The 20,420-nt window shown below is 68.0% G+C and carries 24 protein-coding genes and 1 tRNA gene; 7 read left to right on the top strand and 18 right to left on the bottom strand.

Going from position 1 to position 20,420, the window contains the following annotated elements; genetic code table 11:
* From ACFQRE_RS12300 to ACFQRE_RS12250, 11 genes are all read right to left on the bottom strand, one after another.
* Positions 1-972: an MCE family protein gene (locus tag ACFQRE_RS12300; protein ID WP_380122679.1), complete on the bottom strand. Its 972-nt coding sequence runs from the start codon at positions 970-972 to the stop codon at positions 1-3.
* Positions 969-1,997, bottom strand: coding sequence for an MlaD family protein (locus ACFQRE_RS12295; RefSeq protein ID WP_380122677.1), 1,029 nt, complete (start codon positions 1,995-1,997; stop codon positions 969-971). The genes ACFQRE_RS12300 and ACFQRE_RS12295 overlap by 4 nt, the downstream gene beginning before the upstream one ends.
* Entirely contained in the window at positions 1,994-3,304 is a 1,311-nt protein-coding gene (locus ACFQRE_RS12290) for an MCE family protein (RefSeq protein ID WP_380122675.1), read from the bottom strand. The genes ACFQRE_RS12295 and ACFQRE_RS12290 overlap by 4 nt, the downstream gene beginning before the upstream one ends.
* A gap of 2 nt (positions 3,305-3,306) precedes the next feature.
* The gene (locus ACFQRE_RS12285; protein ID WP_449274549.1) at positions 3,307-4,134 is read right to left on the bottom strand and encodes an MlaE family ABC transporter permease; all 828 of its coding nucleotides are present in this window, start codon (positions 4,132-4,134) and stop codon (positions 3,307-3,309) included.
* Between the two features lie 13 nt (positions 4,135-4,147).
* Positions 4,148-4,915 (bottom strand): MlaE family ABC transporter permease, encoded by a 768-nt coding sequence (locus tag ACFQRE_RS12280; protein WP_380122672.1) that lies wholly within the window; start codon positions 4,913-4,915, stop codon positions 4,148-4,150.
* Positions 4,912-5,919 carry an ABC transporter ATP-binding protein gene (locus tag ACFQRE_RS12275; protein ID WP_380122670.1) on the bottom strand — a complete coding sequence of 336 codons (1,008 nt, stop codon included), beginning with the start codon at positions 5,917-5,919 and terminating at the stop codon, positions 4,912-4,914. The genes ACFQRE_RS12280 and ACFQRE_RS12275 overlap by 4 nt, the downstream gene beginning before the upstream one ends.
* 380 nt (positions 5,920-6,299) lie before the next feature.
* Entirely contained in the window at positions 6,300-7,022 is a 723-nt protein-coding gene (gene rplA, locus ACFQRE_RS12270; RefSeq protein ID WP_380122668.1) for a 50S ribosomal protein L1, read from the bottom strand.
* Between the two features lie 142 nt (positions 7,023-7,164).
* Complete coding sequence (gene rplK, locus ACFQRE_RS12265) at positions 7,165-7,602, bottom strand: 50S ribosomal protein L11 (protein ID WP_380122666.1); 438 nt, start codon at positions 7,600-7,602, stop codon at positions 7,165-7,167.
* A 70-nt stretch (positions 7,603-7,672) separates the two neighbouring features.
* Positions 7,673-8,590, bottom strand: coding sequence for a transcription termination/antitermination protein NusG (gene nusG, locus ACFQRE_RS12260; RefSeq protein ID WP_380122663.1), 918 nt, complete (start codon positions 8,588-8,590; stop codon positions 7,673-7,675).
* Between the two features lie 73 nt (positions 8,591-8,663).
* Complete coding sequence (gene secE / locus ACFQRE_RS12255; RefSeq protein WP_380122661.1) at positions 8,664-8,936, bottom strand: preprotein translocase subunit SecE; 273 nt, start codon at positions 8,934-8,936, stop codon at positions 8,664-8,666.
* 31 nt (positions 8,937-8,967) lie between these two features.
* A tRNA-Trp gene (locus ACFQRE_RS12250) sits at positions 8,968-9,040 on the bottom strand.
* Positions 9,041-9,212: 172 nt separating this feature from the next.
* Between ACFQRE_RS12250 and ACFQRE_RS12245 the strand changes: the two genes are divergently transcribed.
* From ACFQRE_RS12245 to ACFQRE_RS12215, 7 genes are all read left to right on the top strand, one after another.
* Complete coding sequence (locus tag ACFQRE_RS12245) at positions 9,213-10,508, top strand: aminotransferase (protein WP_380122659.1); 1,296 nt, start codon at positions 9,213-9,215, stop codon at positions 10,506-10,508.
* 3 nt (positions 10,509-10,511) lie between these two features.
* Entirely contained in the window at positions 10,512-10,925 is a 414-nt protein-coding gene (locus tag ACFQRE_RS12240) for an adenosine deaminase (RefSeq protein ID WP_380122657.1), read from the top strand.
* Positions 10,922-12,007, top strand: a complete 1,086-nt coding sequence (locus ACFQRE_RS12235) for an adenosine deaminase (RefSeq protein ID WP_380122655.1) — start codon at positions 10,922-10,924, stop codon at positions 12,005-12,007. The genes ACFQRE_RS12240 and ACFQRE_RS12235 overlap by 4 nt, the downstream gene beginning before the upstream one ends.
* Before the next feature lie 272 nt (positions 12,008-12,279).
* Positions 12,280-12,795: a helix-turn-helix domain-containing protein gene (locus ACFQRE_RS12230; RefSeq protein ID WP_380122653.1), complete on the top strand. Its 516-nt coding sequence runs from the start codon at positions 12,280-12,282 to the stop codon at positions 12,793-12,795.
* Between the two features lie 236 nt (positions 12,796-13,031).
* Positions 13,032-13,757 (top strand): phosphodiesterase, encoded by a 726-nt coding sequence (locus ACFQRE_RS12225; protein WP_380122651.1) that lies wholly within the window; start codon positions 13,032-13,034, stop codon positions 13,755-13,757.
* Positions 13,750-14,064 (top strand): 2-polyprenylphenol hydroxylase, encoded by a 315-nt coding sequence (locus ACFQRE_RS12220; RefSeq protein WP_380122649.1) that lies wholly within the window; start codon positions 13,750-13,752, stop codon positions 14,062-14,064. Before ACFQRE_RS12225 ends, ACFQRE_RS12220 begins: the two co-directional genes overlap by 8 nt.
* A complete protein-coding gene (locus ACFQRE_RS12215; RefSeq protein ID WP_449274548.1) occupies positions 14,045-14,593 on the top strand; it encodes a metallophosphoesterase family protein in 549 nt (182 codons plus the stop codon). Before ACFQRE_RS12220 ends, ACFQRE_RS12215 begins: the two co-directional genes overlap by 20 nt.
* On the opposite strand, the gene ACFQRE_RS12210 is transcribed toward ACFQRE_RS12215, so the two are convergent.
* The 7 genes from ACFQRE_RS12210 to ACFQRE_RS12180 are packed head-to-tail and all read right to left on the bottom strand — an operon-like array spanning position 14,590 to position 20,420.
* Complete coding sequence (locus ACFQRE_RS12210; protein WP_380122647.1) at positions 14,590-14,994, bottom strand: secondary thiamine-phosphate synthase enzyme YjbQ; 405 nt, start codon at positions 14,992-14,994, stop codon at positions 14,590-14,592. The two genes, ACFQRE_RS12215 and ACFQRE_RS12210, sit on opposite strands and share 4 nt — an antisense overlap.
* Before the next feature lie 10 nt (positions 14,995-15,004).
* A complete protein-coding gene (locus tag ACFQRE_RS12205) occupies positions 15,005-16,078 on the bottom strand; it encodes a UDP-N-acetylmuramate dehydrogenase (RefSeq protein ID WP_380122644.1) in 1,074 nt (357 codons plus the stop codon).
* A complete protein-coding gene (locus ACFQRE_RS12200) occupies positions 16,078-16,500 on the bottom strand; it encodes a MaoC/PaaZ C-terminal domain-containing protein (protein WP_380122642.1) in 423 nt (140 codons plus the stop codon). The genes ACFQRE_RS12205 and ACFQRE_RS12200 overlap by 1 nt, the downstream gene beginning before the upstream one ends.
* Before the next feature lie 2 nt (positions 16,501-16,502).
* The gene (locus tag ACFQRE_RS12195; RefSeq protein WP_380122640.1) at positions 16,503-16,946 is read right to left on the bottom strand and encodes an FAS1-like dehydratase domain-containing protein; all 444 of its coding nucleotides are present in this window, start codon (positions 16,944-16,946) and stop codon (positions 16,503-16,505) included.
* Between the two features lie 38 nt (positions 16,947-16,984).
* Positions 16,985-18,337, bottom strand: coding sequence for a 4-aminobutyrate--2-oxoglutarate transaminase (gene gabT, locus ACFQRE_RS12190; RefSeq protein ID WP_380122637.1), 1,353 nt, complete (start codon positions 18,335-18,337; stop codon positions 16,985-16,987).
* Complete coding sequence (locus tag ACFQRE_RS12185; RefSeq protein ID WP_380122635.1) at positions 18,334-19,617, bottom strand: saccharopine dehydrogenase family protein; 1,284 nt, start codon at positions 19,615-19,617, stop codon at positions 18,334-18,336. Before ACFQRE_RS12185 ends, gabT begins: the two co-directional genes overlap by 4 nt.
* Before the next feature lie 2 nt (positions 19,618-19,619).
* Positions 19,620-20,420 (bottom strand): ABC transporter permease, encoded by an 801-nt coding sequence (locus ACFQRE_RS12180; protein ID WP_380122633.1) that lies wholly within the window; start codon positions 20,418-20,420, stop codon positions 19,620-19,622.

The raw sequence follows: 20,420 nt of genomic DNA, 5'->3' as shown, positions 1-20,420 counted from the left end.
TCATCGGCCCACCGCCCCGACCGGGACCGTGAGGTTCTGGATGTAGGTGTCGAACCAGCGGCCGTTGCCGAGCGCACTGGCGAAGACCCGCGTGAACGGGCCCATGGCCTCGATCGTCCTGGTCAGGTCACCTTCGTGCTTGCGGAGCGTCGCGAGCACCTTGTTGAGCTCGGCCAGTGTCGGGGCGAGCTGGGCCCGGTTGTCGCGGACCAGCCCGGTGATCTGCACTGCCATGGCACTGGTGTTGGTGAAGAGGGTGTGGATCGCATCGCGGCGCTCGTAGAGCTCGGCGAGCAGCAGGTCACCGTCGGTGATGATCTTCTCGATGACCTTGTTCTGGTCCGCCAGGGTCGCCGAGACGGAGTTGGCCGCCTTGAGCAGCGCCTTGAGCTCGGCGTCCCGCCCGGCGATCGTCTGCGACAGACGGGTCAGTCCGTCGAGGGCCAGCCTGACGTTGGCCGGAGTGTCGGTGAACTCGCTGGCGATGGTGTCGAGAGAGGTGGCGAGCTGCTGGGTGTCGATCCGCTCGGTCGTCTCTGTCAGGTCGGAGAAGGCATTGATGATGTCGTAGCTCGACACCGTTCGCGAGAGCGGGATCGTCGTGCCCTCGGCCATCTGGCCGCGGCCCTGGGGTTCGAGCGAGATGTACTTCTGGCCCAGCAGCGTCCTCATCCGGATCGAGGCCCCGGACTCGGCGCCGAAGGACACGTCCTGCGTGATGCGGAAGTCGACGTCAACCTTGTTGCCGACCAACCTGATGTCGGTGACCTTGCCGACTTTCACGCCCGCGATCCTGACCTCGTCGCCGGAGCGCAGGCCGCCCGCCTCACTGAACGACGCGGCATACGCCGTTCCGCCGCCGATGAGGGGCAACTTTGATGCATTGAACGAGGCGAGGAGGACGAGGCCGATGGCCAGGATGCCCGCGATGCCGATGGGCAACGGGTTCCTCTCACGGAAGGGCGTGTTCATCGGCACCTCGCCGCCGCAACGTTGTAGCCGAGACCACCGGGCGTGGGGCCGGTGGGCAGGACGAGGTTCTTGACGTCGAACCGACAGAGGTAGAAGTTGAACCACGACCCGTAGGACGCCGTGCGGGTGATCGTGTTGATCTTCTCCGGGGCGCCGGTGATGAACTTCTCGTAGAGCTGGGTGTTGGCCGGCTTGTTGAGGTTCTTGCTGAGGGCGCCGAGCTGGGCGATGTCGGTCTTGATGTCGGGCCGTCCCGCTGCGAGCAGCTGCGCGGTCTCGTCCGCGACCGAGTTGATGTTGGTGAGCGACTCGCCGATGGCCTTGCGGTCGGCCGCCAGGCCCGAGACGAAGCGCTGCAGCTGGATGAGCAGCTCGCCGAGGGCGGTGTCGTGCTGCTCCACCGTGGTGAGCACGGTGGTGAGATTGGTGATGACCCGGCCGATGACCTTGTCGCGGTCAGCCAGCGTGCCCGTGAGGGACGCCGTCTGCCCGAGGAGCGTGTTGATGTTGCCGCCCTCGCCCTGGAGCACCGAGATGATCTGCGCAGACAGCTCGTTGACGTCGTTGGGCGACAGTGCCGCGAACAGCGGTTTGAACCCGTTGAACAGCACCGTGAGGTCGAGTGCGGGGTGAGTGCGTTCGAGCGGGATCTTCGCGCCACTCTTGAGTGTCGTCGCGTTGCCCGGCCCCTGGGTGAGCGCGATGTAACGCTCGCCGACGAGGTTGCGGTACTTGATCGTCGCGACGGTTCCCTGCGTGAGCACGCTCGACGTGAGGACGTCGAACGTCACGTCGGCGTGCGTGCGGTCGGCGGCGACCTTGATGTCCTTGACCGACCCGACGCGGACACCGGCGATGCGCACCTCGTGGCCCTTGGCGAGCCCGGTGACGTCGGTGAACACCGCGGTGTAGGCATTGCGGTCACCCGGCTGGATGTTGGCGATCGTGGCGGCCAGCGTCCCGGTCGCCAGGATCGTGACAATCGCGAAGATGACGAACTTCACGAGGCTCGAGGTCGTCTTCACTGGTTCACCACCGTCCCGCGCAGCATCGGCCCGGCAAGGAGCGTTGCCAGGGAGGCGTCCTCGTCGGCCGCGACACCGGTCAGGGCACCGACGATCTTCTGCTCCTCGACCGTTCCGGCAAGGCCGGACTCGACGCTCGGGATCCGGGCCGCGGTCGGAGCGAGGAAAGCCTGTGGCAACACGGACTGGTTGGACGCGGTGGGCGCACCATCTGTGCCGTCCGCCGCCTTGGGCGACTGGTACGGGCTGCCCTGCCCGCCCTTGGGCTTCGGCAGGCCCTCGCAGCTGGGGGCCCGCTTCTCCCCCCACGCCGGTTCCTCACCTGGGTGGTAGGCCTTGGACTGAGGAGGGAACTCGAGGGTGATGTGGAAGATCCCGTCGCGGACCACGTCGCGCACCTGGGGAAGCCAGGCGACCAGGCCCTGGGTGAAGCAGGGATAGATCGGCGAGTGCTTGGCGAGCACCTGCAGGGTGGGGCGCTGGACGCGACCAACTTGGATGATGCGGTTCTGGTTCGTCTCGAGGAAGCCAGCCGTCGTGTTGGCGAATCCGGCTGTCCCGGCGAGGAATCCGGCCAGTTCCTTCTGCTTCTCCACGATCGTCGCGTTGGTCGTGAGCAACGCCTTCGCCGCACGGAGCAGCTCAGGTGCGGCAACGGCATACGTGCTCGCGAAGTCGGCCAGACCGGAGATGTCGGCCTGGATCGTCGGCAGGTGCGGGTTGAGCTGGGTGAAGTAGTCGTCGACCAGCACGAGGTTCTGGCCGAGCTTCGTGCCACGACCGTCGAGAGCAGTCGCGAGGGCGTTGAGAGTGGCCGAGAGCTTGGCCGGGTCGATCGATCGCAGGAGCGGCAGCAGGTCTTCGAAGACCTTCTCGAGCTCGATGGCCACCGTCGTGCGGTCCTGCGGGATCTCGTCTCCGGCGCGGATGGCGCGGCCCTGGTCGCCCTCGGGAGTGACGAGGTCGACGTAGCGCTCACCGAACAAGGTCTTGGGCAGCAGCCGCGCACTCACCTTGGCGGGGATGAGGCTGACCATCTCGGGCTTGAGGGCGAGGTGCAGGGTCGCCCCGTCGACACCCGCCTCGATGGACCGGACCTCGCCGACGATGAGGCCGCGGATCTTGACGTCGGAAGCCTCCTGCAGCTGGCTGCCGATGCGATCGGTGCGCAGCGTCACCTCGACGACGTCGGTGAAGACCTTCTTGAACGACGCGATCGACAAGGACAGGAGCAGGGCGATGATGAGCAGGAACGCCACACCATAGGTGCGGTGCCCGAGACGTCGCAGGGTGGTGGATCCGGCCATGGCTAACCCGCAATCCTCACTGTGGTCGTCGCGCCCCACACCGCGAGGGAGAAGAAGAAGTCGACGAGGTTGACGGCGACGATTGATGTGCGCACGGCCTTGCCCACAGCGACGCCGACACCGGCCGGTCCACCGCTCGCGGTGTAGCCGTAGTAGCAGTGGATCAGGATGATGATCACCGCGAAGACGAGGACCTTGAGGAACGAGTAGAGGATGTCTATCGGCGGTAAGAACAGATGGAAGTAGTGGTCGTAGGTGCCCTTGGACTGCCCGAAGTAGTCGGTGACGATGAATCTCGTCGCGGCGTACGAGGACAGCAGACCGATGACGTAGAGCGGGATGACGGCGATGAAGCCCGCGATCATGCGCGTGGTCACGAGGAAGGGCAGTGACGGGATGCCCATGACCTCGAGTGCGTCCACCTCCTCGGAGATCCTCATGGCACCGAGTTGCGCGGTGAAGCCACAGCCGACCGTCGCGGCCAGGGCCAGGCCCGCGACGAGCGGGGCGATCTCGCGGGTGTTGAGGTAGGCGGCGAGGAAGCCGGCAAAGGCTCCCGTCCCGAGCTGGTTGAGGGATGAGTAGCCCTGCAACCCGACCTGGCTGCCGGTGAAGAAGGCCATGAAGGTGAGAACGCCGACCGTGCCGGCGATGACACTGAGCGCGCCGCTGCCCAAGGAGACCTCGGCGAGCAGTCGGAGGATCTCTTTCTTGTAGCGACGGATCGTGCGCGGGCTCCACGCGATCGAACGCACGTAGAAGTGCATCTGGTCGCTGAGGCTGTCGAGCGCCCTGCCCGGGCGCGCCATCAGGTCCTTGGTGCGGCTCATCGTCGGCTCCCCATCAGATCTTCTGGGGAACGACTTGGAAGTAGATCGCCGAGACCACGAAGTTGATGACGAAGAGCAACATGAACGTGATGACCACGCTCTGGTTGACCGCGTCGCCCACACCCTTGGGTCCGCCACCCGCCGTCAGTCCCTTGTAGGAGGCGACGATCGCCGCGACGGCACCGAAGAGCAGAGCCTTGATCTCCGACGTCCAGAGGTCGGCCAGTTGCGCGAGCGCAGTGAACGACGCGAGATAGGCGCCCGGCGTCCCGCCCTGGATGACGACGTTGAAGAAGTAGCCCCCGCCCACACCGACGACGGACACGAGCCCGTTGAGGAGCACCGCCACGAGCATGGTCGCGAGGACACGAGGCACGACGAGACGCTGGATCGGGCTGATGCCGAGCACCTCCATCGCGTCGAGCTCCTCACGGATCTTGCGCGAGCCGAGGTCTGCACAGATCGCCGAACCACCGGCGCCCGCGATGAGCAGAGCCGTGACGATCGGCGAGGCCTCACGCACGACGGCGAGCACGCTGGCGGCGCCGGTGAACGACTGGGCCCCGAGCTGGCGGGTGAGGGTGCCGAGCTGGAGGGCGATGACCGCACCGAAGGGGATCGACACCAAGGCCGTGGGGACGATCGTCACCGAGGCGATGAACCAGCTCTGCTGGATGAACTCCTTGGTCTGGAACGGCCGCTTGGGCAGGGCGATCAGGACGTCGAGGGCAAGGGCGAAGAGCGCGCCAGCCTGCTTGAGCGGACCCGTGATGACGTTCATGTCGTGGCCCCCTGCGCGGGGGCGACGGCCTGGGCGGGGGCGACGGACTGTGAGACACCGGGGACGCCGGCGTTGCCGGACAGGAAGGATCCTGGCGGCGGCGTGACGTTGTTGGCCCGGCACCAGTCCCCCGGTGCCTTCTCCGCCGCACGGGCCGAACCATCGCTCGTCCTGAGCTGCAGCGGGATCGGGGGCAGCGGCGGCAGCTCCTGCCCGGACTCGGACGCGAGCTCGTCAGCGTCCTTCTCCTCGGACATCCCGATCGGACCAATGGTCTGGGCGTTGAGGAACTGGCGGACCACGGGCTCCTCGGAACTGAGCAGCATCTCGCGAGGCCCGAACATCGCGAGGTGGCGGTGATAGAGCAGGCCGATGTTGTCCGGGACGGTGCGGGCGGTGTTGATGTCGTGCGTGACGATGAGGAAGGTCGCGTCGATCTGTGCGTTGAGGTCGATGAACAACTGGTTGATGTAGGACGTGCGCACCGGATCGAGACCCGAGTCGGGCTCGTCGATGAGCAGGATCTCGGGGTCGAGCACCAGCGCTCGGGCCAGGCCCGCGCGCTTGCGCATGCCGCCCGAGATCTCGCCGGGCAACTTGTCCTCGGCACCGGTGAGACCGACCAGGTCCATCTTCTCGAGGACGATGCCGCGGATGACGGACTCGGACTTCTTGGTGTGCTCACGCAGCGGGAACGCGACGTTGTCGTAGAGGGTCATGGACCCGAAGAGCGCACCGTCCTGGAACAGCACGCCGAAGAGCTTGCGCACCTCATAGAGGTCGCGCTCCCTGAGGGTGACCAGGTCGTCGCCGTTGATGACGATCGAGCCCTTGTCGGGCTTGAGCAGGCCGACGAGCGTCTTGAGGAAGACGGACTTGCCGGTTCCGGACGGGCCCAGCATGACCGAGATCTCGCCCGCCGGGAGGGTGAGGGTGACGTCGTCCCAGATCTTCTGGGATCCGAAGGACTTCGTCAGTCCTTGGACCTCAATGGCGACACCCATGCAACACCTCTCTCCAGCCCCGTTGCATGGCCGGGAATCGTCACCGCGGGATGTGGAACCCGAGGCGACGGTGCAACAGGGCTTTGGCGAAGTTACCCCGGGGTTACCTGTGATTCAAGGCTTAGCGGCAGAGAGAAACCCAGGTCACACGGATTATGAGACGACTCAAGGCTCTGGCCCCATCGGGCGGGAGCCGAGATGGTCGTTCAGACCACCCCAGGGGGGTCTGTGTCGTCAGTCCGGTGCTCCGTCGGTGCCTCGAACCGCGTCGTCCACACGAGGAACGCACCGCGACTGCGGCTCGCGCCAACCTCATCGAGCCAACAACGAAGCGACCCCCGTTCGCAAGAACAGGGGTCGCTTCGTGTGCGAGGGGAGGATCAGGCGTCGGCCTGGCCATCCTCACCGAGCAGGTTGCGGGTCTTGGTGAAGTCCACCGGGATGCCGGGGCCCATCGTCGTCGACATGGTCGCCTTGCTGATGTAGCGACCCTTCGAGGACGACGGCTTGAGGCGGAGGATCTCCTCGAGCGCGGCCGCGTAGTTCTCGACGAGCTTGGTCTCGTCGAAGGAGGCCTTGCCGATGATGAAGTGGAGGTTGCTGTGCTTGTCGGCACGGAACTCGATCTTGCCGCCCTTGATGTCGGTCACGGCCTTGGCCGTGTCCATCGTGACGGTTCCGGTCTTCGGGTTCGGCATGAGGCCACGGGGACCGAGGACCTTGCCGAGACGACCGACCTTGCCCATGAGGTCAGGGGTGGCGACGATCGCGTCGAAGTCGAGCCAGCCGCCAGCGACCTTCTCGAGCAGGTCGTCGGAGCCGACGTAGTCAGCACCGGCAGCGCGAGCGGCCTCGGCCTTGTCGCCGTTGGCGAAGACGAGGACGCGAGCAGTCTTGCCCGTGCCGTGGGGGAGGTTCACGGTGCCGCGAACCATCTGGTCGGCCTTGCGCGGGTCGATGCCCAGACGCATGGCGACCTCAACGGTCTCGTCGTACTTGGCCTTCGCACCGGTCTTCGCGAGACGCACGGCCTCGAGCGGGGTGTAGGCGTTGTCGGCGTCGATCTTCTCCGCGGTGGCGCGGTAGCCCTTGCTGCGCTTCATGTTCTCTCCTGATGATTCAGAGATGGAGTTGTGGTGCGGGCCAGCGCTGGCCCTCCCACGCGTTTCGCTCGAGTGAACGAAACGCTTTTCGGTATGCCGCCCGCTCGCCCGAGCGGGCGGCATACCGACGTTGTCGGTGACCTCAGCTGAGGTCGGTCGTGATGCCCATCTGACGGGCGGTGCCGGCGATGATCTTCATCGCGGCGTCGATGTCGTTGGCGTTGAGGTCCGGCATCTTCTGCTCGGCGATCTCGCGCACCTGGTCCGTGGTCAGCTTGGCGACCTTGGTCTTGTGCGGCTCGCCGGAGCCCTTCTGGACGCCCGCAGCCTTCTTGATCAGCTCGGACGCCGGGGGCGTCTTGGTGATGAAGGTGAAGGAACGGTCTTCGAAGACGGTGATGACGACGGGGATGATGTTGCCCCGCTGGTGCTCGGTCGCAGCGTTGTAGGCCTTGACGAACTCCATGATGTTGACGCCGTGCTGACCGAGGGCGGGGCCCACGGGGGGAGCCGGGGTCGCCGCACCAGCCTGGATCTGCAGGTTGATGTAGCCGGAGACCTTTTTGCTCTTGGGAGGCATGCTGTGTGTCCTTTTGTTGGTTGTGGGCCCACGCCTTGGGCGATGACCCGGTTGCAGTGCTGGCGAACGGTCAGAGCTTGGAGACCTGGCTGAACGACAGCTCGACCGGGGTTTCCCGGCCGAAGATGGAGACGAGAACCTTGAGCTTCTGGCCCTCGGCGTTGATCTCGGAGATCGTCGCCGGCAAGGTCTCGAACGGGCCGTCCATGACGGTGACCGACTCGCCGACCTCGAAGTCGACGACCGGGGCCTGCGAGGCGGAGCCGGCGCCGGAAGCGGACGAGCCACCGGCGGCAGCAGCCGCGGCAAGCTCGAGCTCGGCCGGCTTGATCATCGTGTAGACCTCGTCGAGGCTCAGCGGCACCGGCTGGTGCGCGTTTCCGACGAAGCCCGTCACACCGGGCGTGTGGCGCACGGCGCCCCACGACTCGTCGGTGAGGTCCATGCGGACGATGACGTAACCGGGCATCCGGACCCGACGGACCAGCTTGCGCTGACCGCTCTTGATCTCGGTGACCTCTTCCATGGGGACCTCGATCTCGAAGATGAAGTCCTCCATGTTGAGGGACTGGATCCGGGTCTCGAGGTTGGTCTTCACGCGGTTCTCGTAACCCGCGTAGGAGTGGATGACGTACCAGTCGCCGAACTTCGAGGCGAGGTCTTCCTTGAAGGCCGCGATCGGGTCGATGTCCGTGGGGATGACGTCGCCGTCCTCGTCGGACTCGGTCGTCGCTGCCTCGAGGGTGCCCTCGGCGGGAGCGTCGGTGTCGACGTCCTCATCCGCAGTGTCGGCCTCGTCGGTGTCGGCCTCGTCGGTGTCGACGTTGTCGCGGGGACCGTCGGAGAGCGTGTCGAGGAACGCGGGGGCGGTGTCGCCAAGAGTCAGCGACTCACGCTGGGCAGCACTGTCGGACTCGTCGACGGCGAGCGTCTCGGGAGTCGCCGTCTCGTCGGCAGTGTCGCCATCGGACGTCGTGTGGTCGGACACGTGCAGACCTACTTCCTGTGCAGCGTTGAGTTCAAACGTGGTGCGGGCGCGACCTCTCGGACGCGACCAGGGCTCAGCCGCCGTCGCCGAAGACCAGGGCGACGAGCTTGCCGAAGCCGAAGTCCAGGGCGGACACGAGCGCCATCATCACGGTCACGAAGACGATGACGACGAGCGTGTAGTTCCACAGTTCGTTGCGCGTCGGTCGGACGACCTTGCGCAACTCGTCGAGGATCTGGCTGATGAACAGACCCAGAGACCCGAAGAGCCGTGACACGGGGTTGCGACCGTCGCCCGAGCTCTTGCTCGCACGTCGAGAGTCGCGGGACTCGCCCACTTCCGTCACAGTTCCTCTTCTCCGAAATGATCTGAACCTGCAGGGCAGGAGGGACTCGAACCCCCAACCGCCGGTTTTGGAGACCGGAGCTCTACCAATTGAGCCACTGCCCTAGGAACGCCCCCGCTGGGAGGGAGGTTCCGGAGGTGACAACAGGCATGACGAATCATGGTGCGATCACCGAGGAACCAGCATACGGGAGGAGCCCCGCCCACGCGAAACCGCGCCCCGATCACACGGTGACATGGGGTGATCCTTGCGCGTGGGTTCTGGAACGATGGGCGGGTGACCGAGCAGACCACCCTCGCCCCCCTGTCGTCCCTCTCCCCCGCGGAACTCGAGGACTTCCTCGAAACCCAGCGCACGGCATACGCCGAATTGCGGGGACACGGGCTCAAGCTCGACCTGACGCGCGGCAAACCGTCGGCCGAGCAGCTCGACCTGTGCAACGAGCTGCTCGAGTTGCCCGAGGGGTTCACGGATGCCCATGGAACCGACACCCGCAACTACGGTGGGCTGTCGGGTCTGCCCGAGCTGCGGACGATGTTCGCCGACCTCCTGTGGGTCGAGCCGGAGCAGGTCGTCGCGGGCGGCAACTCGAGCCTGACGATGATGCACGACTGCCTCGTCCAGCTCCTGCTGCACGGCGGCCCCGACTCCCCCAGGCCTTGGTCGCAGGAGGAGAGCGTGAAGTTCATCTGTCCCGTTCCGGGCTACGACCGGCACTTCACGATGCTCGCGTCCTACGGCATCGAGATGCTCAGCGTGCCGATGAACGACGACGGCCCTGACGTCCAGGCGGTGCTCGAGCTCGTCAAGGACCCTGCTGTCAAGGGCATCTGGATCGTCCCGACCTACGCCAACCCCTCGGGCGGCACCTGCTCGCAGGAGGTCGCGAGCGCCCTGGCGTCGATGGAGACGGCCGCGCCCGACTTCCGGATCTTCTGGGACAACGCCTACGCCTTCCACCACCTCACCGAGGACGAGGCCAAGAGCGCCGACATCATCACGCTCGCGTCGGGCTCGGGCCACCCCAACCGGCCGCTCATGTTTGCGTCGACCTCGAAGATCACCTTCGCCGGGGCAGGCGTCGCCTTCCTCGCAGCGGCCCGGGCCAACGTGGACTGGTACCTGGGTCACCAGCAGTACGCCTCCATCGGGCCCGACAAGGTCAACCAGCTGCGGCACATCCAGTTCTTCGGCTCGGCCGACGGCGTCCGCGAGCACATGGCCCGGCACCGCGACATCCTCGCGCCGAAGTTCGCTGCCGTTGACGCGGCGCTCGAGTCCGCGCTCGCTGGCCGTGAGGTCGCGAACTGGTCGAAGCCGTCGGGTGGCTACTTCGTCAACCTCGACGTCCTCGACGGCACGGCGTCGCGCGTCGTCGAGCTGGCCAAGGCCGCAGGGATCTCGCTGACGCCCGCCGGGGCGTCGTTCCCGAAGGGGCTCGACCCGCGCGACCGCAACATTCGCCTGGCCCCGTCCTTCCCTGTGCTGGCCGAGGTCGAGACCGCCATGGCCGGCGTCGCGACCTGTGTCCTCCTCGCCGCCGCCGAAAAGCTCTCGGGCGTGCAAGGCTGAGGCATGAGCGACCAGCCTGGAACCGAGAGCTTCGACGACGACCTGGGCTCGGTGAGCCTCGACGACGCAGTGGATGCGGGCAGCGGCGAGCCCGACCTGCTCGATGCGAGTGAGGGCGACAACCTCCCCGCCACTCCCCCCGACCAGCAGTCGCGGGCCACGGAATGGGGCACGACCGCGTCCGAGCAGGCAGCGGGCGAGACGATCGACCAGCGCATCTCACAGGAGGAGCCGGACCCCGACTCCGCCTATGGCGCACCGGACAACGAGTCCGGCCTCGACGGGCCGTCCGACGAGGTGGGTGGCGACGACGTGGACGCCATCGACGCTGCGGACGACTTCCTCGGTGACTCGGCCGAAGGCTCGGCCGATGCGGAGACGGCCGAGGAGTCGGCCATGCGCATCGTCGAGGAGTGAGCGCGACCCCTTCAGCCTCCTCGATCTCCGCGACGTCGATCGCCCAGCGCGACCTCGCGACCCTGCCGAAGGCGCACTTGCACCTCCACTTCACCGGGTCCATGCGGATCGACACCGTGCGCGAGATGTCGACGGCGCACGGTTTGCGACTGCCCTCTGCGCTTCAGGCCGACTGGCCGGTGACCTTCGAGACCCGTGACGAACGCGGGTGGTTCCGTTTCCAGAGCCTGTATGACGCGGCGCGGGCCTGCGTGCGCGGCGAAGCCGACATGCGTCGGATCGTGCGCGAGGCGGCACTGGATGACGGCGCCGAGGGTTCGCGGTGGCTCGAGATCCAGGTCGACCCGACGTCCTACGCACCCTTTGTCGGGGGGATCACGCCTGCCCTCGAGATCGTGCTCGACGAGGCAGCGTCCGTGTCGCGCGAGCCCGGTGCAGCCCAAGTGGGCGTGATCGTTGCCGCCTCGCGGATGCGGCACGAGCTCGAGTCGCGCACCTTGGCGCGCCTTGCCGCCCGGTATGCCGGTGAAGGGCCGGGTGCCGTTGTGGGCTTCGGCCTGAGCAACGACGAGCGGCGCGGCGAGACGGAGTCCTTTGCGGCGGCGTTCGCCATTGCTCGGCGTGCGGGGTTGGTCCTGGTGCCGCATGCGGGCGAGCTGCTGGGACCCGACGCCGTGGAGCGGACGTTGACGTCGTTGCAGCCTGACCGGCTGGGACACGGGGTGCGGTCGGTCGAGGATCCGCGGACGTTGGACCGGGTGGTGGCCGATGGTGTGGCGCTCGAGGTGTGCCCCGGGAGCAACCTCTCCCTGGGGGTCTATGACGAGCTCGAGGACGTGCCGTTGCGGCAGCTCGTCGACGCGGGGGCAACCGTGGCGCTGGGGGCCGATGACCCGTTGATCTTCGGTTCAAGGCTGCAGGCGCAGTACGAAGTGGCCCGGCTGCTCGAGTTCTCGGACACGGAGCTGGCCGACCTGGCGCGCGGATCACTGCGAGCCTCGCGAGCGCCAACAGCGGTGCGGGACACGGCATACGCGGACATCGATGCCTGGCTGGCAGCCGAGCCGAGCAGCTCGATCTGAGCGAATCGGGCCTGCGCCCGGACCTCGTGCGGCGTCGCCCCCAGACGTGCCTTTGCTTCACCCTGCGATGCAAAGACACCCCCATTTGCTCCCGTGGGCGATGCAAGGACACCCCATTTGCTCCGAGATGAGTAGCAATGGGGAGTGTCTTTGCTCCAGCGGGTGAAGCGAAGGAGTGGGGTTCGTCCACAAGGGGCGCGAGGGTGGATGGTTGTCCACAGAATGGTGACTGCCCCTGGCGGGGTGGACCCGGGATCGCCCACCGTCGGGTCATGACTCCCGAACGAAGAGCAGCGATTCGGCAGGCCGAGCTCGACGACGCGGTCCGCAGACTCACGGTCGCCGACGCCGTGGGGCTGGCGCTGCGCGCCCATCGCCGACGGCTGGGCTTGTCGCAGCGGGCCTACGCAGCGGTGCGTGGGCGGCCACCCGTGGCCATCGCCCGCCTGGAGTCGTCAGCCGGCAGTCTCCGTCTGGACGACGTGGTGGAGGCTCTCGAGGGCACGGGCTTCGCCCTGGCGCTGGTGACGCGTGCGGACAGTGACGCGGGAACCGTCGCGGCCACGGTCGTGGAGCCCGGGTCCTGGCCGCTCACCGAGTTGCTGGCGCGTGTGCGCGACGGAAGCCGACGGTTCCCCGCACACCACGACACAGAAGCCGTGATCAACCCGCCGAAGTGGTGGTGGCACCGGGAGTTCTTCGTCGGCAAGGGGCCCGAGCCGCAGTGGTACGCGCCGCGACCGACGCCGGGGCGAGGTGGGTCCCCAGAACAAGAGGACGTGGCCTGAGGTCACGGCTGAGCGACGGCTTGCTTCGGATACGGAAGCAAAGGCACTCTCGGAACCGCTGGTGCGAAGGGACGGCCCACGGAGCCGATGACCCGCTGATCTTCGGGTCACGTCTCCAGACGCAGTACGAAGTGGCTCGGCTGCTGGAGTTCTCGGACACGGAGCCGGGCACCGAGGCCGTTTGAAGCACGGCTCAGCTCCTACCGGGGAACGGTGGTGGCACCTATGTTGGGGTGATGTCCACATCTCCGACCAGCGCCGTGGAGTCAGCGGCCCGAGACCGAGCCCAGGATCCGGGCCCCCGGCTTGTGGACCTGGCCGCCCGGGTGGGCGGACAGGTGCTCGCCGCGACGTTCGGGGTGGCCGCCCGGCTGCGCGGCACCCGCGCGCTGCATCCGGTCGGGTTCTGCGGCATCGGGTCGTTGACGATGGAGCCCGTCGGTCGCAGTGGTGTGGTGCTGCTGGACGAGCCCGGACCGCACCCCTGCCTCGTCCGTTGGTCGCGGGCCACCGGGATGCGTGAGGGACCCGACCTCGAGGGCCTCGCCGTGCGGATTCAGGGTCCTGCCGCAGGGGACGTGCTCGTCGCGTCCACGGGCACCGGCGTGCTGACCCGCCACGTGCTCACGGTGCGCGGTCGACGTGACCACGGCCCCCTCAGCACCCTCCTCCCGCTGAGCACCCCCGTGGGTCCGCTCCTGCTGCGCTTCGACCCGCTGACCGTGGGGGACGACCCGCCGGCCGCCTATCGCCTCCTCGTCTCGGCGCCCGGCCGACCGTGGCACGAGCGGGGCCGGCTCCAGATCACGTGGACGGACGCCGACTGCACCCGACGCCACGACCCCGTCGGTCACCCTCCAGCCGGGACGTGGACCCATCCGCTGTGGGCACGGCTGCGTGAGCCTTCGTATGCCGCATCGCGGGCTGTCGGTGCCGAACCGGAAGAACCCGTTCGTGCCTGAGTCCCTGACCGGCGCCGAGGACCACCCGGACCGCTGGCTGGTGGTGCACGATCGCCGCTGGCGGCGGCAGGACCCCGAGCTGCCTGCCGAGGTCGCGCAGAGACTGTTGTCGCACCTGGGGCGAGGTCGCTCAGGGGTGAAGGCGGCGACCCGAGCAGGGGAGGACCCGGCTCCGGCACGTCGGCGGGTGGACCTTGCCAAGCACGGGCTCGGGGAGCGAGGGACCCCGTGGTGGGAGCAGGATGGTGATGAGCGGCAGCGCCGCTGGGAGGAGGCGTTGACCGATCTTGACCGACTCGACGACTGACCCGGGCCCCCATGCTGGCTCGGCACTGCGGCTGCTGCTCCTGGCAGACACCCATGTGCCGGCTCGCGCCCGCGACCTGCCGGCGCAGGTGTGGGCGGCCGTGGACGCGGCCGACGTCGTCGTGCACGCCGGGGACTGGATGAGCCCAGCCCTGCTGGACGCCCTCGAGGCGAGAGCGACTCGTCTCGTGGGCGTGTGGGGCAACAACGACGGACCCGAGCTGCGCCGCCGCCTCCCCGAGGTGGCCACGGTGGAGCTGGGCGGCTTGGTGTGGGGCGTGGTCCACGAGACGGGCGGCAAGGCGCGGCGCCGAGAGCGCATGCGTGCGGCACACCCCGAGCTCGACGTGCTCGTCTTCGGGCACAGTCACATCCCGTGGGACACCGAGCACGCGGGGCTGCGCCTGCTCAACCCCGGGTCGCCCACCGACCGGCGCAGCCAACCACACTGCACCTACCTGACGTGCACGGTCGGTGGTGGAGCCATCACCGACCTCGAGCTGCACGCTCTGCCCCCTCGCGGCCGCTAACCGGCGAGGAAGTCGAGCCGGACGCTGCGGTCGTGGTTGTCGACGTTGAGGTCGACCAGGCAGATGCTCTGCCACGTGCCGAGGGCGAGGCGGCCACCCTCGACGGGGACGCTCGCGTAGGGCGGAACCAGCGCCGGCATGACGTGTGACCGCCCGTGGCCCGGGGTGCCGTGCCGGTGGCGCCACCTGTCGTCGGCCGGCAGGAGGTCGGCGAGCGCCGCAAGCAGGTCGTCGTCGGACCCTGCCCCGGTCTCGATGATCGCGATGCCGGCGGTCGCGTGCGGGACGAAGACGTGGAGCAGTCCGTCGCCGCACTCGCTCACGAAGTCCGCGCACCGGTCGGTGAGGTCGAGGACCACGTCCTCGCCGCCCGTGCGCACCTGCATTGTGAGCGTCTTCATGTGCGTCCTCTCAGAGGTCGTGGCCGACGAGGACCGGCTCGTTGACCAGCATGACCCCGAACCGGTCGTGCACCCCGTCGCGCACCTGACGGGCCAGCGCCGCGACATCTGCCGCCGTCGCCGACCCACGGTTGGTGACGGCGAGCGTGTGCTTCGTCGACAGGGCGGCTGGGCCCGGCATACCGAAGCCCTTTCCAAAACCCGCCCTGTCGATGAGCCACGCTGCACTCGTCTTGACGGCGCCACTCTCGTCCGGGAAGCGCGGCGGGGTCGGGCCGTCGTCACCGAGCTCGGCGCGCACCCGCGACTCCAGAGCCTCGAAGCGGGCCGCCGACATGATCGGGTTGGTGAAGAAAGAACCACAGCTCCACGTGTCGTGATCGGCCGCGTCGAGGACCATCCCGCGGCGGCGGCGCTGCTCGAGCACCGCTTCCCGCGCGTCTGCCAGCGGCACGCGTGCCCCCACCTCGACGCCCAGTCCAGCAGCAAGATCGGCGTAGGCGATCGGCTGCGACAGGTCAGCGACCTTGAACTGGAAGGTCACGTCGAGCACGACCAGCTGGCTGCTCGACTTGAACAACGAGTGGCGGTAGGTGAACTGGCACTCGGACGCGCTCAGGGTCCGGACGCTCTGGCTCTGGCGGTCGAAGACGCGCACACGGGCGATGGTCTGCGCGACCTCCTGCCCGTAGGCGCCGACGTTCTGCACGGGCGTGGCACCCGCAGAACCGGGTATGCCGCTGAGCGCTTCGATTCCCGACCACCCTTGCGCGACGGCCTGGGTGACGACGTCGTCCCAGGTCTCACCGGCGGCCACGCGAACCATGGCGCCGCCGCACGAGTCGTCGGACTCGACCTCAATGCCGGACGTCGCGATCTTCACCACGGTCCCGGCGAACCCGGCGTCGGCGATGACGAGGTTGGAGCCGCCGCCGAGGACGAGCATCGGCTCGTCGGCGTCGTCGACCTCCCGGACGGCGTCGACGATCTCGTCGATGGACTCGGCGATGACGAGTCGCTGCGCGGGGCCACCCACCCGCATCGTCGTGTAGTCGGAGAGCGGGGCGTCGTGGAGCTCCTGCATCAGTCGAGCTGGACGACGGCCGTGCAGCGACCGAGAACCTTGGTGCCCTCGGCCGTGACGTTCAGGTCGACGGTCGCCCGACGGGTCTCGAGGTCGACGGCCTTGACCGTGCCGCCGATGACGACCTCGGCGCCCGAGGCGGGCACGACGACGGGCTTGGTGAAGCGGGTCCCGAACTCGACGACGCGCCCTGCTCCCCCGGCCCACTGGGACACGACCGAGCCCGCGGCGCCCAGTGTCCACATGCCGTGGGCGATGACGTCGGGCAGGCCGACGGACTTCGCGAAGTCCTCGTCCTGGTGGATGGGGTTCTGGTCGCCGGAGGCGGTGGCGTAGGCGACGAGGGTGTCGCGGCCCACGGGAACGATGACGGGGCCGAAGACGTCGCCTGCTTCGGTCTCTGCTGCGTTGCGGACACTCATGGTCACTCCACTCCTCTGACGACGATCGTGGACGTCGATGTGCAGACCGGCTCGCCACCGGCGGTGAGCTCGGTGCGCGTGGTGATCATGGCGTGGCCGCCGGCCATCCGGACGGAGTCAACGGTGAGCTCGCCGAGGATCTCGTCGCCGGCCGTGATCGGGCGGTGGTGGACGAAGCGCTGCTCGCCGTGGACGACGCGGCTGTAGTCGATGCCGGCCTCGGGGTCGAGGATGTAGGCGCGGTCGCACTGCTGGGTGATGCTCACGGCGAACGTCGGAGGGGCGATGACATCGGCGTAGCCGGCCCCCTGTGCGACCTCGGCGTCGTGGTGCACGGGGTCGTCCGAGCCCACCGCATCGGCGAAGGCGCCAATCTGAGCCGCGCTCACGGCATACGGACCGCTTGGCGGATAGGACCGACCCTCGAAGGCGACGTTCACAGGCATGCCGTCACCCTACCCAGCGCCCGCAGCGAACCTCATCGTCATCGACCGGAGAGCACGGCACCGAACGCAACCTCGAGGATGTCGAGCCCTTCGTCGAGGAGTTCGTCGGGCATCGACAGCGGCGGGAGGAAGCGCAGGACATTGCCCCAGGTGCCGCAGGACAGGGTCACGAGGCCCTGCTGGGCGCAGGCCGCCTGGACGGCTGCGGCCAGAGGTGCGTCGGGCGTCTTGGAGTCCACGTCGGTGACCAGTTCGATGGCGAGCATGGCGCCACGCCCGCGGATCTCGCCGATCACGCCGGGGTGGGCGTCGGACAGCGCCTCCAGACGCGGCCGGATGATGGCCTCTGCGGATCGGGCACGCCCAGCCAGGTCCTCGACCTCCATGGTCTCGATGGCGGCGAGCGCCGCCGCGCAGGCCACGGGGTTCCCGCCGTAGGTGCCGCCGAGTCCGCCGGGATGGACGGCGTCCATGAGGTCGGCGCGTCCCGTCACCGCCGCGAGCGGGAGGCCACCCGCCATCCCCTTCGCGGTGGTCACCAGATCGGGCACGACCCCTTCGGCGTCGCAGGCGAACCAGTCACCGGTGCGACAGAAACCGGTCTGGATCTCGTCGGCGATGAAGACGATCCCGTTCTCACGACACCAGTCGGCGACGGCGGTGAGGTATCCGGGGGGCGGGACGATGAAGCCACCCTCGCCCTGGATCGGCTCGATGAGCACCGCGGCAACGTTGCCCACGCCCACCTGCGCCTGGACCGAGTCGACCAACGCGGTGAAGGCCTCCTCGGCGCACCGTTGCGCCCCGGTGGGCCAGCGGTAGGGATAGGCCATCGGCACGCGATGGATGTCGCCGGCGAACGGCCCGAATCCCTGCTTGTAGGGCATGTTCTTGGCGGTGAGGGCCATCGTGAGGTTCGTGCGCCCGTGGTAGGCGTGCTCGAAGACCACCACGGTGGATCGGCCGGTGGCGGAGCGGGCGATCTTCACGGCGTTCTCAACGGCCTCGGCGCCGGAGTTGAACAGGGCCGAACGCTTCTCGTGCTCACCCGGGGTGTGTTTCGAGAGCTTCTCGCAGACCTCGACGTACTCCTCGTAGGGCGTGACCATGAAGCAGGTGTGGGTGAAGTCCTCCACCTGGCGGCGCACGGCCTCGACCACCCGCGGCGCCGCGTTGCCGACCGTCGTCACGGCGATGCCCGAGCCGAAGTCGATGAGCTGGTTGCCGTCGACGTCGACGAGGATCCCGCCACCGGCTCGTTCCACGTACACCGGTAATGCCGTACCCACGCCCGCCGACACGGCGACGCGCTTGCGGGACTGGAGCGCCAGGGATCGCGGCCCGGGGATGGCCGTGGCCAGGATGCGGCGCTGTTCGATGGGTTCGCTCATCGATCCTCCAGGCCCCACGGTGATCCGTAGCCCTGCGGCTTCGGCGCAGCGAGCAGCTCGAGGAACGGTGCCGCGTCGAAGGCTTCCGGGCCGAGAACCCCGGTGCCGGACCAGACGCCAGTGGCGAGCAGTTCCAGGGCCAAGACCGGGTTGATCGCGGTCTGCCACACGACGCACTGGGCGTCGTAGTCGCGCATCGAGTCGGCGTTGTCGACGACGTGGTAGAGGTAGGTGCGCCGCGGCTGGCCGTCCTTGCCGGTGCCGGTGACCCACACTCCGGCGCACGTCTTGCCCTCCATGCGTGGCCCGATGGTCGCCGGGTCGGGCAGTGCCGCGGCGACGACGTCACGGGGCGCGACCATGACGCCCTTGACCTCGATCGGCGTCGTCGAGTCCAGGCCCAACGTGTGCAGGGTCTTGAGCATCGCGATCATCTCGGCGCCGAGGCCGTACTTGAAGGTCACCCGCTCGGCCTCGACCCACCGCGGCATGAGGAGCACCTCCTCGTGCTCGACGTGGACGCACTCCACGGGACCGATGCCCTCGGGGAAGTCGAACATCTCGGGCTCACTGAAGGCCGGAAGGGTGAAGAAGCCGCTGTCGAGGTCGACCGTGCCATCGGGTTGCGTCGCTTGGGCGCGATCCCACACGACGGGTGGGTTGAGGCACTCCTCGATGATCGTCCACATCGAGAAGCCGGGAGCGAAGATCTCGTTGCCCTCGTCGTCACGGATGACGAGGTTGGCGCCGTCGCGAGTTCCCAGCTCGTCGATGTGCGAGAACAGGTGGTCCGCGGCATACCGCGCGAAGACGTCCGAGAGGCCGGGCTCGACCCCGATCCCGAGCAGGGCGAGTCGTCCGCCCTGCTCCCACGACTCCTGCTGGGCGAACTGGCGGTCGCCGAGCTTCACGTGGGGCCTGGCGTAGGGCTCCTGCGGGTGGCGCTCCGACAGGCTCATCGCCATGTCGAGGTAGTCGGCGCCAGCCGCGAGCGCCCCCTCGAAGATCGGCATGACGAAGCGGGGGTCGACGGCGTTGAACACGTGGGTCGCCCGCACCTCGGCGGCGAGCTCGGAGACCGCAGCCGCCGACGACGCGTCGACCTGGAGGGCCGTGAAGCGCGACTCCACGGCGTTGCGGGACTGCACCGCCGCCACGGTCCGCTCCGCCCGGGTGAGGTCGAAGTCGGCGACGAACCACGCCTCAAAGAAGTCGCGTTCGGCCGCGATGCGGGCGGCCGCATCACCGACCCCGCCAGCACCGATCATGAGAATGCGCATCGTCAGGCTCCCTTGCGTCGTCGAGCGCCGAGCAGCTGGCTTGCGACCACGATGATCAGCGCAAGGAAGAACATCACGGTGCCGATGACGTTGACCTGCACTGGCACTCCTCGCTGGGAGGCCCCCCACACAAACATGGGAAAGGTGATCGAGCTGGGTGACGCGTTGAAGTTGGTGATGATGTAGTCGTCAAAACTCAGCGAGAAGGCCAGCAGCCCGCCCGCGGCGATGCCGGGTGCAGCGAGGGGCAACGTGACCCGCAGGAAGGTCTGGATCGCAGAGGCCCCGAGGTCCGCGGCTGCCTCCTCGAGTCGTGGGTCGAGCGTCGCCACGCGCGCCTTGACTGCCACCACCACGAAGGAGAGGCAGAACATGATGTGGGCAATGAGGATTGCCTTGCCGCCCTGGGGGACACCCAGCATGAGGAACAGCGTGAGCAGGCTGGAGCCCATGACCACCTCGGGAGTGGCCATGGGGACGAAGATGAGCAGGTTCGTCGCAGAACGTCCCCGGAACCGGTAACGCCCGAGGGCCAGCGCGACCATCGTGCCCAGGATCGTGGCAATGACGGAGGCTGTCACCCCGATCCTCAGGCTCAGTCCCAGTGACTCGCAGATCCCGGGCGAGCCACAGGGGTTGGTCCATGCGTCGGTGGAGAACCGCGACCAGTTGTAGTTGAACTTGCCCACTGGGTCGTTGAAGGAGAACACGGCCACCACCACGTTGGGGATGAGCAGGTAGAGCAGCACGACGAGCGCCACGAATGCCAGCAGGTGCCGACGGACCCACGCGAGAACGGCCAC

Source organism: Knoellia pratensis, from assembly GCF_042666395.1.
Taxonomy (GTDB): Bacteria; Actinomycetota; Actinomycetes; order Actinomycetales; family Dermatophilaceae; genus Knoellia; species Knoellia pratensis.
The sequence above is the reverse complement of the archived record's forward strand: the minus strand, read 5'-3'. Positions and strand labels throughout refer to the sequence as shown.